Genomic DNA, 15,263 nt, shown 5'->3' with positions numbered 1-15,263 from the left:
GACGATAACCGTCTAGGGTGTTTGTGTACTTTTATGAAAGCTGCTCTCCTTTGAATGAGACGACATCAAGTGGGGCTGCTAAAAATTCTTTTGCTTTTGCCACAAAGCCTTGGAAATGTGCACTTGCATTATGGCTCTGAACCGCTGCTTCATCTTTCCACACTTCCACCATTAAAAAGGCATTTTCTTTTTCCGTATCCTTGAACAGTTTGTAGGATACGTTGCCTTCTTCGGCTTGTGAGGCTTTAATGAGCGCATTGATTTCTTCTAAAAATACGTTTTCTTTTTCTGGATGAATGGTCATCCCTGCATGAATAATTATCATTTGATCGTCTCCTTTAAACCATTATTATTTCCACTCTGCAATACGATCGATTGGTAACCGATAAGACGCATAACCTTCGTCAGCTGCTTTACCAATTGATATCAGCATCACTGGTATATAACGTTCTTTATCCCAGCCAAATGTTTCAGCGATGACTTCTTTGTCATAACCGCCAATTGGATTTGTATCGTAGCCATGAGCACGAGCAACAAGCATAAGCTGCATTGACACAATACCACCGTCAATCAAAATGGTTTCACGATTCACTTGCTCTGGAAGATTGTCAAAATGTGCAGTTAATGCGGCAATTTGTCTTTCTTTCACTTCTTGCGGCATATAGCCATGTTCTACTGCTTTTGAATAAATTTCTTCTAAGTATTCGTTGTTTTTCATGTCTACAAATACAGCAATGACTGCTGATGAAGTTGTTACTTGTGTTTGGTTGAATTTTGCAAGTGGTGCAAGCTTTTCTTTTCCTTCTGGGCTGTCAATGACCATGAAACGCCATGGTTGTGCATTTACTGATGATGGAGCAGTTGTTGCCTCTTCTAAGATCTCCGTCATTTCTTCTTTGCTAATTTTCACAGATGGGTCGTAGTTACGGATTGAACGACGCCCTTTCATAATATCCATAAAATCATTTGTTTTTAAAGTTGTAGCCATGTGTAACACTCCTTTAGGTGGTTTGAATCTTATCTATATTTTGCTGTATACGGGTGAGCACATTAGTGAGAAGCTTTCGTTCTTCAACACTTACATTTTCAAGCATTTCTGAGATAAATCGTTCTTTTTCTTTTTTAGAGGATGCGATTCTCGCTCTTCCTTCTTCTGTAAGACGAACAAGCGTTACGCGGTTATCCTCCGGTTTTCTTCTGCGTGTAACCATTCCTTTTGTTTCAAGCTGTTTCAAATGACGAGTCACAGCCGCACTATCAATATTTACTTTTTTCTGCAAATCTGATTGGCTGATTTCATCTGCTTGAAATAACAGCGATAGCAACTCCAGTCTTGATTGGCTGACGCCCGTGCATGCTTCGAACTTCACGCCCATCATACGGTTTACACACTGCAAACGATATAATATCTCTGCTTCTTCAGAGCAAAATGCAGTCAATGCCATCCCCTCATTTCTATTCAGATCAATTGCTTGATATATCAATCATTGACTTATCAACTAATATACACCCTTTGAATAATGTTTGCAAGAGGTTTATTTCATAAGGTGAAATTTTTTATGTTCAAAAAAAGATGAGCTACACGCACGCCTCATTTCCATGTTTGAATCATTATGTTCCCCTCTCGCCTTTCCACTGACCATAGATTTAACACATGAAAAAAGACAAAAGCGACGAATCACTTTTGTCCTTTTCCTTTATTCTGTAATGACTGTGTGTATCAATGTTGGTGCAACTGCTTTATCAGCGATGCGAATGTTGTCATAAATTTTCTCCATGACATTTGCAACGTCTTCACGATTCGCATGTAGTGTCACGAGCGATTCGCCTTTTTCTACACGATCTCCCACTTTTTTGTTCAACATGATGCCGACAGATAAGTCGATATCGTCCTCTTTTGTTGCACGACCTGCTCCTAGAATCATCGCTGCAACGCCGATCTCATCTGCAACAATCTCAGCGACAACACCAGATTCTTTTGCAGGAACTTCAATTTGATATGGTGCCTGAGGTAATTTCTCAGGATGGTCAACAATTGAGCTGTCTCCACCTTGGTTCTCTAGGAATTCTTTGAATTTCTCAAGTGCTTTGCCGTTCTTCATCACTTCAATCAGCTTCTCTCTCGCTTCATCTAGTGTGTCGGCTTTTTTTGCAAGAACGACCATTTGACTTCCTAAAGTAAGCACAAGCTCGTTTAAGTCTTCCGGACCTTCGCCGCGCAGTGTATCAATGGCTTCTTTCACTTCTAATGCATTTCCAATCGCTAAACCTAGCGGCTGTGACATGTCAGAAATAACAGCCATTGTTTGTCTGCCGACGTTATTTCCGATACGAACCATTGCTTTTGCAAGCTTTTCAGAATCTTCCGGTGTTTTCATAAATGCACCTGCACCTGTTTTCACATCAAGTACAATGGCATCTGCACCTGCTGCAATTTTCTTACTCATAATAGAGCTTGCAATTAGCGGAATGGAATTAACAGTGCCAGTAACATCGCGAAGTGCATATAGCTTTTTGTCAGCAGGCGTTAAGTTGCCTGATTGTCCAATAACCGCTACTTTATGACGATTGACCAGCTCAATGAACTCATCTTTGGTAATTTCTACGTGGAAGCCTTTCACCGCTTCAAGCTTGTCCACTGTTCCACCAGTATGACCAAGGCCACGTCCAGACATTTTTGCAACAGGAACGTCAAGAGCAGCCACAAGTGGAGCAAGAACAAGTGTTGTTGTATCGCCTACACCACCTGTAGAGTGCTTGTCGACTTTAATACCCTCAATGGCAGAAAGGTCAATGGTATCACCCGAGTTCGCCATGGCCAGTGTTAAATCTGCACGCTCTTGATCCGTCATATCTTGGAAGAAAATCGCCATCGCCAAGGCACTTGCTTGGTAGTCAGGAATTGTTCCGTCCGTATAACCTTTGACAAAGAAAGAAATTTCCTCTGAAGATAGTTCTTTACCGTCACGTTTTTTCGCAATGATATCTACCATTCTCATTGTTTTCACCATTCCTTTTTTAAATTAGTAAATCAAGCCGACAACGCCTGCAGTTAAGAAGCTGACGAGTGTTGCACCAAATAGCAACTTTAATCCGAAGCGAGCCACGACATTCCCTTGTTTTTCGTTTAAGCCTTTGACTGCTCCAGCAATAATACCGATAGATGAAAAGTTCGCAAACGACACAAGAAATACAGAAATGATTGCTTCTGTGCGAGCTGTAAAATGAAGACCGTCACCAGATAGGGCAAGCATCGCAACAAATTCGTTAGACACCGTTTTCGTTGCCATAATACTTCCTGCTTGTACCGCTTCGTTCCAAGGCACACCTACAAGGAAGGCAAATGGTGCAAATACATATCCAAGTAAATCTTGGAATGAAATGCCAATGACAGCTGTGAAGATGCCATTAATCATGGCAATCAATGCTACGAATCCAATGAGCATCGCTGCAACAACAATTGCTACTTTGAATCCATCCATAATATATTCACCAAGCATTTCAAAGAAGGACTGTCTTTCTTCTTCTACAATCACTAACATATCCTCTTCTTTAGAAACCTCATATGGGTTTATGATAGAAGCAATAATAAATCCACCAAATAAGTTCAGCACAAGTGCCGTTACGACGTACTCTGGTTTAATCATTTGCATATAAGCACCGACAATCGACATTGATACTGTAGACATAGCTGATGCACATAATGTATAAAGACGTTGCTTAGGTAATAATCCTAACTGTTTCTTAATGGAAATAAACACTTCTGACTGACCCAAAATAGCAGATGCTACAGCGTTGTAAGATTCAAGTTTCCCCATACCATTTACTTTACTAAGTAAATAACCAATTCCGCGTACGATGAGCGGAAGGATACGCCAGTGTTGCAGGATACCGATCAATGCAGAGATAAAGACAATCGGCAGCAATACGTTGAGGAAGAAAGTTGAAGCTTTATCATTCATCAAACCGCCAAATACGAAGTTAATTCCTTCACCAGCATAGCCTAAAAGCATGTTAAAACCTCTAGCAAAGCCACCGATTAGGTAGTTCCCAACACCTGTATTAAGCAGGATATAACCAAAAATGAATTGCAATACAATCATTACAATCACTGGACGGAACTTGACTTTCTTTCTCCCATTACTCGCCAGCCATGCAATAGCCAGAATCACCAGCAAACCGATAATGCCAATTACATATTTCATGTTTTTCCTCCTTAAATGAATTCGTTTACATTAATGCGCTTGTAACAGATAAAGGCGATAACGTAAACAAATGGCGGAAGATATTCCCATAAATGAGATACTTCCGCATGATTTATAATGATTCATGAGTGTTATCCTACCATAGGATCGTATAAATTAATAGTCTTTAGAAGGAGCTGATTGCTCCCCTTTGATAATAGAAACGCCTGCACTGGCTCCGATACGGGTAGCTCCTGCAGCTGTCATTGCCTCTACGTCTTCTTTCGTTCTGACGCCACCTGATGCTTTAACTCCAATCTCAGGACCTACTGTTTTACGCATGAGTGCGACATCTTCAACAGTTGCACCACCTGTACTGAATCCAGTCGAGGTTTTGACAAAATCGGCACCGGCTTTCACAGCGAGCTTAGATGCTCTTACTTTCTCTTCGTCTGTTAGTAAACATGTTTCAATAATGACTTTCACAAGTGCTTTTCCCTTTGCAGCTTCTACAACTGCACGAATATCATTTTCAACAAGTTCATTGTCGCCATCTTTTAGTGCCGCAATGTTGATCACCATATCAACTTCTGTAGCCCCATTTTCAATCGCATCTTTTGTTTCAAATGCTTTGACTGCTGTTGTATTTGCTCCTAGTGGAAAACCGATAACTGTACATACATCAACGCCTGTCCCAGCGAGTTCTTTCGCTGCAAGTGAAACCCACGTTGGATTTACACAAACGGAGGCAAACTGATAAGTCTTTGCTTCTTCAAGTAACTGCTGAATTACAGCTTTAGATGTATCTGGTTTTAGTGCCGTATGATCAATGAGCTTTGCTATCGTCATGCTTCACACTTCCTTTTAGTTAAGATACTTTCATCTTATATGATGACTGAACAATTGTAAATACAGTTGTGAAATTTTGTTCATCTATTTTGTGACATGTAAAAGAGCTCTTGCGGTATGCTGATCAATGATCAATATGTTTGCATACTTTCCTCTAAGAGCACCATGGATGGAGGCGACCTTTCGATGTCCGCCAGCTACAAGAATGGAGCGTTCTTTTGTTCTTAAATCATGAAGCTCTACACCGATCGTGCGATTGTTAATGGCATCACTGCAAATGTGTCCGTCTTGATCATAAAATCGCGAGCATATATCGCCTACGCTTGATTGTTTGAGCAATGCTTTCTCTTCTTCACGAAAATAACCAAGCCTAAACAAAAGCGCCTCGTCTCTTACTGTACCAACAGTAAAAACAGCGATATTCGCCTGTTTGCCCATTTCAATGATGCGTTGGATATGTCTGTCCTTTTCGACCATTTCCTTGACGACTGCACTATCAAAAATAACGGGGAGCGGCAAATAACGAGGTGTTGTTTGAAAGGCTTTTGCAAACAGCTGAATGGTTTCAGCAGAATATGTATTCACATGTGAGTGGCTGACTCCTCCCTTAAGCTGCACAACCTCTACACCTTTTACCTGTTTAGGTTGCATCTTTTGTGCCATTTGATACATTGTAGTTCCCCAACTCACTCCAACGATATCACCATCTTTGACTGTCTGTTGCAGATAGTCCGCACCAAATTGGCTGAGATAATCCGTAATGGTTGGATCGTCGTCCTTTGGCGAGAACACAACATGTGCTTCTAACAGATCGTATTTTTCTTTGAGCAGCGAGGATAGCTCGTTCAAATCCTCAAACGGGTCCATCACCGTAATTTGGACGTAACCTTTTTCCTTTGCATATCGAAGCAGTCGTGACACTGTAGGTCTCGACAGGTCGAGTTGTTTGGCAATTTCCTGCTGGCTGTAATCAGATAAATAATAAAGCCTTGCTGCTTCAATACTTAACTGCTGTTTCTCCCGATCCATTTGTACGCCCCCTTTTTTTCTTCTATCATAACAAATTGTTCACCTAATGATGCACAAATGTTCAATTGAAGAAAATCGTGTAGGCTAACCTTAAGTCCCCTAATTCCTTCTTCTATTATGACAAGAATTTTGAATTTGAGTATAAAAAAGAAGCCAGCCCCCTGTACATACCATTTTCTTTTTTCATAAAAAAATTAAAAAAAAGCAGAATATCTCCAACAAAATATGATGCTCATTCGTCTAAACTTATATAAAATAAAAGAATCATTGATCACTAGAAGTGACAACTAAAAAGAGGCGTTTGAAATTGATGGAGGATTCATTCTGATGAACAGCAAGGAAAATCGTTTACGTTATATATTAGGATTAGATGGGTTGAGAGCAATCGCCGTATTGGCGGTCATTGCCTATCACTTACATATTGGTTCTGCAAGCGGAGGGTTTCTTGGGGTTGATTTGTTTTTTGTGATTTCTGGTTATTTAATTACGACGATCTTGTTAAATAAACAAGATTTAGGCTTTCAAGAGCTTTTGCCATTTTGGATGGGCCGAATCAGAAGGCTTCTTCCAGCTGCCTATGTGATGATCTTTTTAACTGTCAGCTTTTGTGCCATCGCAGGTACAAACGCATTATTGTCCATCCGAGGCGATGCTTTTTCGTCCTTTTTTTATGTCAGTAACTGGTGGTATATTTTTCATCAGTTGTCTTACTTCGATAGCTTCAATGCCGTTTCTCCACTAAAAAATTTGTGGTCTTTGGCGATTGAAGAACAATTTTATATGATATGGCCGGTGCTATTGATTACTGGACTTAAGTGGATTAAAACTCGCACTCATCTCCCAATGATCACGTTTGGACTGGCGCTAGTCTCCGCCTTATGGATGGCGATTCTCTATTCACCTGACTCTGATCCAAGCAGGATTTATTACGGAACAGATACACGTGCATTTGCGCTTTTGATTGGGTGCAGTCTTGCATTTGTATGGCCAATGCAAAGACTTTCAAGCAGAAAATTACTTCCTGTCGGCAGACGTATATTACATATAGCCGGATTTGGTTCGCTAGTGATTTTCTTAATCTGTGTTTATGCAGCAGACGAATTTGATCCCTTTCTGTATCAAGGCGGTATGCTTTTGTTCTGCTTCAATGCCGCTATCTTAATTGCATGCGTTTGCCACCCTGCATGTCTCGTTGGGAAATGGTTGTCCTGGAAACCGCTCGTCTGGCTCGGAAAGCGGTCCTATGGTATCTATTTGTGGCATTATCCAGTAATCGTATTGACCACACCTGTCATTGAAATTGGTAATCCTTCTATGTGGCGTGTCACATTGCAACTCATCGCTATTTTACTTATAGCAGAAGCTTCCTATCGTTACATTGAACAGCCGATTCGTCAGCTTGGCTTCAAACCATTTTTTTCCTCTTGGTCTATTTGGAAAAAGGACGTCAAACAATGGTCCGTCTCCAATAAAGTCTTCCTTGGGGTTGCAGCGGCTCTTTTGATTTTGTTTACAATTGGCATGTCAAGCTCGTCTCACACATCCCCGCAAGCCAAAGAAGTGACGAAAATGAAGACCGAACCAAAAAAAGCAGTAGATCACAAAGAAACAAAAGCGAAGCAAAAGAAAGAAAAACAGCAGAAAAAAGCGACCAATCAAAAACAATTTCATCAAATTCTCGCCATTGGCGATTCTGTCATGTTAGATATTGCCCCAAACCTTGAAAAGACTTATCAACAAATTACCATTGATGCAAGGGTTGGAAGACAAATAAAAGAAGCCATTCGTATCGCACCACAATACGCCTCGTTTAACCGAGCTGATGCAGCCGTAATTATTGAGCTTGGCACTAATGGTTTTTTCACAGAGGAGACATTGAAATCCTTTATTCAACACTTTGCGAAAGCACACATATTCCTTGTGAACACGAGAGTTCCCAGAACGTGGGAAGATGATGTCAATGCAGTCATGCAGCGAGTGGCTGAACAAGACAGTAACATTACGTTGATTGATTGGCACTCAGCTGCTACAGGGAAGCCAGCGTATTTTCAGTCAGATGGTGTCCACCTCTCAACAAGTGGATCCGATACTTTGACACAGCTCATTACAACTAGCATCAAGCAAAAAGGGGACGTGTCTTCATCATAAAAAAGACTGGGGGATTTTCACCCTAGTCTTTACCGGTTGTATGCATTCTATAAGAAACTTCTCTTAGATGTTAACTTAACTATCAGCTAGCTATTGCAAATGATGAAATCTTCTCTATTCATAACAGCTAAATGAGGGCAGATGTTGATTGAACAAAAAAAGTAGTCATTCGACTACTTTCAGACCTTCGTCATACCCTTTTTCTAAAGAAACATATCGAAGAAAAAGGGGTTTTTCGCTTTCATTCATTAAAAGATAGACCGCCCTCTCTTTATTTTCCTAATACAAGCTCATGTAGCACATGGGCGACTCCAGCATCATTATTGGATTTTGTTACGACATCAGCGACTGTTTTTACATCATCAATAGCATTTGCCATTGCCACACCACAGCCTGCAAACTCCAGCATCGACACATCGTTCCCGTTGTCTCCAATTGCCATCACTTCTTCACGAGTAATACCAAGCTCCTCTGCAAGAAGCCGAACAGCGTTTCCTTTGCTCACTTCAGGATGCAGAATTTCAAGAAAGTAATCAGTGCTTTTCACCATCATATACTTGTCCTTCACCTCGGAAGGAATGGCTTGAATCGTTTTTTCCAATCGTTCCGGCTGATCAATATACATCATCTTCGGCAGTCTCATCGCTTGATTCGCCTCTTCTACAGGCAAATATTTAAGTGGTAATTTTGTTAAATAAGATTCAAGCACTGTGTACTCGCTAATATCACGATTCGGTGTATACAAATGAGCTGAATCGAAATAATGCATAGGTGTATCCAGTTGACGACTCAGCTCATACAGTAATTTCAAATCAGCGTAGGATAAAGTCAGCTCTGACACGACTTCGTTTGTATGGCTATTTTGCACAAGTGCACCATTATATGCAATCACATAGTCTCCCTCTTGATTGAGCTGAAGCTCTTTTAAATAGCGGTTGACTCCGCCGATTGGTCTACCTGTACATAAAACAATCTTGACTCCTTCTGCCTTCGCCTGTTGAATGGCTTCAAATACAGCATCTGGAACCACCTGATGATCATTTAATAACGTGCCATCCATATCAATTGCGATTAATTTATACATTGGCTACTCCCCTTTATCAGCAAAAACGTGCTGTCACTATTTTAGCAATCATAAAAATGTTCACATTTTACACATACAATTTACCTATTTTAGGCTATCGTTTTTTTCTCTCGCTGTCTACTTGTTCTCACCTGTAACAAAATTCATTGATCTCTACTCCATTATAATGCATTCTTTGTTCTCACTTTAAATCAAGTGTCTTCATCTTTCCAATTGAATAAGAAGGAACAAATGTTCATTTATGAATATTTGAAACGATTACATCTAATTGTATGATGAATAACAAAGAAAGGAGGTGGAGGTAATGAGTACGTTTACTAGAGGGAAGTTGTCGAAAATGTCTGGTGTACATATTGAAACCATTCGTTTTTACGAAAATGAAGGAGTCCTTCCCGAGCCAAAACAAGCGCATAATGGCTATCGTTTATATGATCAAAAATACGTTCTCATGCTATCCTTTATCACTGAAGCGAGAAAGCTAGATTTCTCATTAAAAGAAATTCGAGAAATTCTCATTTTACTGTTTGAAAAACAGAAGCTGAACAGCTACTTGAACAAAAAGTAGAAGATATTCAAAGAACCATTCAAGAGTTGAAGAAGAGGAAGGCTGCCATTCAGTTGTTAATGAAACAAACATTAGTCAACATTAGCAAATTGTAAGGGCTATCAAAGAATGTGCCAGTGATTTGATGACTGGTACACTTCATCTCGCAGGCAAAGAAGACACTCTTTAACACTTTCTATTCCAACATCAGGTATACTAGAGGCAGATTCACCTGACATCAAAAGAATGAAAGGGGTTTGAATAGAATGAGAATCGCAACAATCGGTACGGGTGTGATTGTGGAAGAGTTCCTACAGGCCATTGAACAGCTTGAAGGCGTCTCATGTCACGCTGTCTATTCAAGAAAAGAAGCGACTGCAAAACAGCTCGCTGATCAATTTGGGGTTCAAACCACCTATACAGATTTGTCCGCTATGCTGCAAGACCCTGACATTGATGTGGTCTATATCGCATCACCTAATTGTCTACATAGCGAGCACGCCATGGCTGCATTGAAAAGCGGAAAACATGTGATTTGTGAAAAGCCTTTCACCTCTACTGTCAAAGAGCTGGAAGCCTTAATCGCACTCGCAAAAGAAAAACAGTTGTTGTTATTTGAAGCCATTACAACCGTTCATATGCCAAACTATCATTTAATTAAAAAGCACCTTCATGAATTAGGCAGGATTAAACTAGTGCAATGCAACTATAGTCAATACTCAAGTAAATATAATCGTCTTCTAGCAGGTGAAACGCCGAATGTTTTTAACCCAGAATTCTCTGGCGGCGCTCTGATGGACATTAATATATATAACGTACATTTCATCATGAATCTCTTTGGCACACCGGAACAAGTTCGCTACCAAGCCAATCGCCACCCAAATGGCATTGACACATCCGGTATTCTGACCTTCACTTACAATGATTTCATTGCTACAAGTGTCGGCAGTAAGGATACTAACAGCATGAACTTCGCATTGATTCAAGGAGAAAAAGGGTTCATGCACGTAAAAAATGGAGCAAATGGCTGTGAAGAAGTACTGCTGCATGTCAATGACCAAGTGATTTCACTGAATGCACAAACGAATGCAAATCGTCTATTTTATGAAGCAGAAGCATTCCAGCACATCATCGAAACAAAGAATCAAGAACAGTGTTATGCATGGTTAGACGAGAGTCTTTCAGTCATGAAAGTTCTCGAATCAGCAAGAAAAGATGCAGGCATTCTATTCCCAGTTGATCAACAGCCATCCTCATAACAAAAAACCGTCTTCTGATCGGAAGGCGGTTTTTGATGTCAGATACGCATTTTTCATAAATGATATGGTGAGAGACGATAAATATTTTTGTATTTTAGAATCCAAATGGAAGAAAAGGTAATACATGTTTTAATTGATAAATACAACTGACATTTTGTCTGAAAAATCTCTTTTTTTATATTGACACTTACGTCATGAAAAAAGAAAATGGAACTTAAGCATTTTGTTAAAGAAGAAAAAGGAGAACGTCATGAGCGCGAATCAGGAACAACAAGAGTTAAAAAAGCTTTTATCGCCACGTCACATTCGCATGATTGCGATGGGCGGGGTCATTGGTACAGGAATTTTTAAAGGAAGTGCCGATACAATCGGTTTAGCGGGCCCTGGAGTGATCTTTTCATATGTATTTGCCGGATTATTACTTCTCATTGTTATGGCTTCATTAGCTGAAATGGCCATCGTTTATCCGGGGAACAATCTTCGCGACCTTATCCAAATTGCGCTTGGTCAACGTTTTTCATTTGTGGTCGGTTGGGTCTACTGTTTTATGTGGCTAACTGTGTGTGTCATCGAAATCATTGCAGCAGGAAGCTTACTACAATACTGGATGCCGCATGTGCCGCTATGGTCACTCTGTTTACTTTGCTCGCTGTTAGTCATCGGAATTAATTTAAATCATGTAAAGTATTTTGGGGAAATTGAGTTTTGGTTCGCTGGAATGAAGGTTTTTGTTATTATTGCCTTTATTATACTCGGTGCGGCATTATTATTTGGGATCATTCCTAACGAACAAAACACGCCAGCTCTCACCAACTATCAAAACTTCATTCCAAACGGATGGGGAGCCGTGTTTGCATCACTACTAGTCGTCATATTCTCTTACGGGGGATCTGAATTGATAGGGATGACGATTACAGAAACAAAGGATGCTGAGAAGGTTTTACCTGGTGTTGTGAAAAGTATGATGTGGCGTATTATCTTATTTTACACACTGCCGATTTTAATTATTTGCGGACTGATACCATGGAATCAAATTGATCCAAATAACAGTCCTTTTGTTCAAGTGTTTTCAGCTGCTGGTATGCAAGGCGCATCTCACTTCATTAATTTCGTATTAATTACAGCTGTCCTTTCTGCTGCCAATTCAGGCATTTACGGAACAACGAGGATGATTCATTCCTTATCAAAATCAGACGGCGGTCCGAAAAAGCTGGCACAAGTCAATAAAAAAGGCGTGCCGATTTTGAGTTTGTGGGTGACAGTCCTATTCCTTTTAGTTGGAACATTCTTTGCTTATTTGTATCCAGAGCAAATTTTCAGCTATATGCTTGCCATTCCGGGCTTTGCGGTCTCTCTTATTTGGATTAGTATTTGTCTCGCTCATTTGAGACTGCGTCCAAGATATCCAAAAGAGCCATACTTCAAGGTTTGGCTGTTCCCATATTTGACTTTATTTGCAGGTCTTGTGCTAAGTGTGAGTTTTATTTTGTTCCTATTCAGACAAGAAAACCTGCCTAGTTCGATCATTAGCATTGGCTTCTTAGTCGCCGCAATAATCGCTTCTTTCTTAATGAAGAAGAAGGCTTAAATAGAAAAAGCCCGCATGATTAGCGGGTTTTTTAATTAGCTTCAACTACTTCAAAATCAATTGACGCTTTTCGGATACCATTGATGATGATCGTTAGCGTATGTATGCCTGCATAATGCTTTCTCGTCGTCATATTCTGAAAGGACTGCGACCTAACAAATTCTCTATGTAGGGCCGAATCGGTTTCAAGTTCAGTAATTTTAAACACCTTTTGATTGCGCGTACCACGAGATTTTACATAATCAATGGCATACTCCACGCGCAACTTCAATGGTCTTTCAGCATGAAGAGTGAAATGAAAGGTCATGGTCTCTCCTAAACGAATGGAATCGTGTTCCAGCTTCAAATCTGTCACCTGAATGGACGGATCATCTCCATAACCAAACAGGGCCATGATATCTGGATCACCCTTTTTCAATAAAGTACGGCACGCATGTTTGACAATCCAATTCGTACGGTCATTGGCTCCATACCATTTCTTGACCGTTTGCTTCATCAGATCAGGCTGTATAGCAGATATGTCATTTAAGTGATTGGATACGCTTTTTTGCACATATCGGGCAGGATCAGACTTCAAGTTCTCCAAAATGGGCAACGTGACCGAAGGGTCTTTTTTGAGTGCAGGAACGGTCAACCCCCATGGTAAACGTGGTCTGCATCCCTCACAGGCAAGTCTTCGGATATGCTCATTTTTATCCTGTGACCACACAAGCATATGCGCCAGCATTTTTTCTTGATTTTTGATAAGGAAAGGTCGTACTGCAAACTCAGAGGTAGAAAAAAGCGTAAAGAATTCAAGCGCCTTGATAGAGACATCCCAATGCTTGAGTCCATACATCTCTACAAAGTCCGGAAACACGAGCGCACTGAGTCCTGTAAAATGAGGAGCGACCTTACACAACACCTCAATCGCCTGCTCATAATCCTCTGGCAAACAGGCATGCATCGATTCTGTGATTCTTCTCATTCGTGCTTTTAATTCAAGTTGTGACCAATCCTTTTTTAGCACAAGCTGTTGAAACCGATCAGCATCAAATACTGACGATTCTTTTGATAGTTCCTTCGCTAAATTTTGAATAAATGACTCATGATATACGTTTTTTAATGGTTCGATCGTTTCCGCCCTCCCACATGTCCATATCATCATTTTAACCCAAATGGACAGAGAAGCATCGTCGCAGGCTCAAAAAAAGCCACAGGTCCACAGGAACTGGGCTTTTGGACAAGCTACATAAACGTATTAATAATCATAATAAATGCAATTGCACTAACGGAAATAATCGTCTCCATAGCCGTCCATGTTAGGAACGTCTCTTTAATTGTCATGCCAAAGTACTCTTTAATCAGCCAAAAACCTGAATCATTCACATGAGACAAGATCAAGGAACCAGCTCCTGTTGCTAAAACAAGAAGTTCCCTACTGACATCTGGCATTGAATCAGCAATTGGTGCGACAATCCCAGCGGCAGTCATCATAGAAACAGTAGCAGATCCGGTCGCGACACGAATCACCGCAGCAATCAGCCAACTAAGAAAAATAGGTGAAACAGGTGAATGTTTTGCTAAGTCCGCAATGTACTCACCAACACCCGAATCAATAAGGACGTTATTAAAAGCACCCCCCGCTCCAATCACAAGAAGAATCGACGCAATCGGTCCTAAGCATTCATTACTAAATGCTAAGACACGATCACGGCTGATGCCTTGCATGAAGCCAAGACTAAAGAAAGAATAGACGGTAGCAAGTAGCAAGGCTGTAATAGGATCTCCTATATACTTGAAGATCTGAAACCATGTACTTTTCTCTGGCAGAATGATATCTGCCAATGTGGCCAGCAACATTAACATTACCGGTACCAAAATCGTAAACATTGTATTTGCAAAGCCAGGAAGCTTTCTATTTTCATTCCGTTCGGTGAATTGTTTTTTCAACATCTCCGGAACCGGTTTATATATCCGCTTACCAATCCACTTGCCGTAAAGAGGTCCAGCAATAATGGCTGTCGGCAAACCGACGATCATTGAAAAGAAAATCGTTTTGCCTACGTTTGCGTCGTAGATGCTCACCGCTGCCATTGCGGCAGGATGAGGTGGCACAAGGCCATGGACAACAGACAACCCAGCAATTAACGATATCCCAATCGTAACCAATGAAATGCCCGTTTCAATCGCAATGGTAAATAGTAAAGGAATGAGAAGAACGAAGCCTACTTGGAAAAAGACAGGAATTCCTACGATAAAGGCTACGAACATCATTGCCCAATGAACATTCTTTGTCCCAAATCGGCTAAGTAATGTCTGAGCAATCCGCTCAGCTCCCCCTGATTCAGCCATCATTTTCCCAAGCATTGTGCCAAGTGCAAGGACAATGGCCAGCAATGATAAGGTATTGCCTAATCCCGTTTTAATCGATTGAATGATCTCCTGCAAGTCCATTCCTGTAGCAAAGCCAACTAACATGGAGGTAATAATTAAACTAACAAATGGATTCAATTTAACAACTGTAATAAGAATGAGTAAAAGGACAATCGCCGCAACCACGATGAATAAAAGCATGCTCTCCCACCTTCTCCCTGAT

The 15,263-nt window shown here is 40.6% G+C and carries 14 protein-coding genes; 4 read left to right on the top strand and 10 right to left on the bottom strand.

Translation table 11 applies throughout. The annotated features are described in order from the left end of the window. Positions 1-31: 31 nt before the first annotated feature. The 7 genes from ABVJ71_RS11935 to ABVJ71_RS11905 all read right to left on the bottom strand — a co-directional run bounded on the left by ABVJ71_RS11935 (position 32) and on the right by ABVJ71_RS11905 (position 6,062). Complete coding sequence (locus ABVJ71_RS11935; protein WP_353854195.1) at positions 32-325, bottom strand: putative quinol monooxygenase; 294 nt, start codon at positions 323-325, stop codon at positions 32-34. Positions 326-349: 24 nt separating this feature from the next. Continuing rightward, the gene (locus ABVJ71_RS11930) at positions 350-988 is read right to left on the bottom strand and encodes a nitroreductase family protein (RefSeq protein WP_353854194.1); all 639 of its coding nucleotides are present in this window, start codon (positions 986-988) and stop codon (positions 350-352) included. A gap of 13 nt (positions 989-1,001) precedes the next feature. Continuing rightward, entirely contained in the window at positions 1,002-1,439 is a 438-nt protein-coding gene (locus tag ABVJ71_RS11925; protein WP_353854193.1) for a MarR family transcriptional regulator, read from the bottom strand. Positions 1,440-1,697: 258 nt separating this feature from the next. Beyond that, positions 1,698-2,999: a pyrimidine-nucleoside phosphorylase gene (locus ABVJ71_RS11920; RefSeq protein WP_353856650.1), complete on the bottom strand. Its 1,302-nt coding sequence runs from the start codon at positions 2,997-2,999 to the stop codon at positions 1,698-1,700. 24 nt (positions 3,000-3,023) lie between these two features. Further along, positions 3,024-4,205, bottom strand: a complete 1,182-nt coding sequence (locus ABVJ71_RS11915) for a NupC/NupG family nucleoside CNT transporter (RefSeq protein WP_353854192.1) — start codon at positions 4,203-4,205, stop codon at positions 3,024-3,026. Between the two features lie 156 nt (positions 4,206-4,361). Continuing rightward, positions 4,362-5,033: a deoxyribose-phosphate aldolase gene (gene deoC, locus ABVJ71_RS11910; RefSeq protein WP_353854191.1), complete on the bottom strand. Its 672-nt coding sequence runs from the start codon at positions 5,031-5,033 to the stop codon at positions 4,362-4,364. Positions 5,034-5,117: 84 nt separating this feature from the next. Beyond that, positions 5,118-6,062: a sugar-binding transcriptional regulator gene (locus ABVJ71_RS11905; protein ID WP_353854190.1), complete on the bottom strand. Its 945-nt coding sequence runs from the start codon at positions 6,060-6,062 to the stop codon at positions 5,118-5,120. 327 nt (positions 6,063-6,389) lie between these two features. On the opposite strand from ABVJ71_RS11905, the gene ABVJ71_RS11900 reads away from it, so the two are divergent. Beyond that, positions 6,390-8,210: an acyltransferase family protein gene (locus tag ABVJ71_RS11900; RefSeq protein WP_353854189.1), complete on the top strand. Its 1,821-nt coding sequence runs from the start codon at positions 6,390-6,392 to the stop codon at positions 8,208-8,210. A gap of 271 nt (positions 8,211-8,481) precedes the next feature. Here ABVJ71_RS11900 and yidA read toward each other — a convergent pair whose 3' ends face one another. Continuing rightward, the gene (yidA, locus tag ABVJ71_RS11895) at positions 8,482-9,294 is read right to left on the bottom strand and encodes a sugar-phosphatase (RefSeq protein ID WP_353854188.1); all 813 of its coding nucleotides are present in this window, start codon (positions 9,292-9,294) and stop codon (positions 8,482-8,484) included. Between the two features lie 304 nt (positions 9,295-9,598). Here yidA and ABVJ71_RS11890 point away from each other — a divergent pair, with 304 nt between their 5' ends. From ABVJ71_RS11890 to ABVJ71_RS11880, 3 genes are all read left to right on the top strand, one after another. Further along, entirely contained in the window at positions 9,599-9,859 is a 261-nt protein-coding gene (locus ABVJ71_RS11890) for a MerR family transcriptional regulator (RefSeq protein ID WP_353854187.1), read from the top strand. Positions 9,860-10,104: 245 nt separating this feature from the next. Next, a complete protein-coding gene (locus ABVJ71_RS11885; protein WP_353854186.1) occupies positions 10,105-11,097 on the top strand; it encodes a Gfo/Idh/MocA family oxidoreductase in 993 nt (330 codons plus the stop codon). Between the two features lie 250 nt (positions 11,098-11,347). Next, positions 11,348-12,685, top strand: coding sequence for an amino acid permease (locus ABVJ71_RS11880; RefSeq protein ID WP_353854185.1), 1,338 nt, complete (start codon positions 11,348-11,350; stop codon positions 12,683-12,685). Between the two features lie 31 nt (positions 12,686-12,716). Here the strand turns inward: ABVJ71_RS11880 and ABVJ71_RS11875 are convergent, their stop codons facing one another. After that, positions 12,717-13,832 (bottom strand): DNA alkylation repair protein, encoded by a 1,116-nt coding sequence (locus ABVJ71_RS11875; protein WP_353854184.1) that lies wholly within the window; start codon positions 13,830-13,832, stop codon positions 12,717-12,719. Positions 13,833-13,912: 80 nt separating this feature from the next. Continuing rightward, positions 13,913-15,241, bottom strand: a complete 1,329-nt coding sequence (locus ABVJ71_RS11870) for a GntP family permease (protein ID WP_353854183.1) — start codon at positions 15,239-15,241, stop codon at positions 13,913-13,915. Positions 15,242-15,263 lie beyond the last annotated feature (22 nt).

It is taken from the genome of Bacillus sp. Bos-x628 (assembly GCF_040500475.1).
In the GTDB taxonomy this organism is placed as follows: Bacteria; Bacillota; Bacilli; order Bacillales; family Bacillaceae; genus Bacillus; species Bacillus maqinnsis.
Note: the sequence above shows the minus strand (reverse complement) of the source record. Positions and strands in the feature narration are given on the sequence as shown.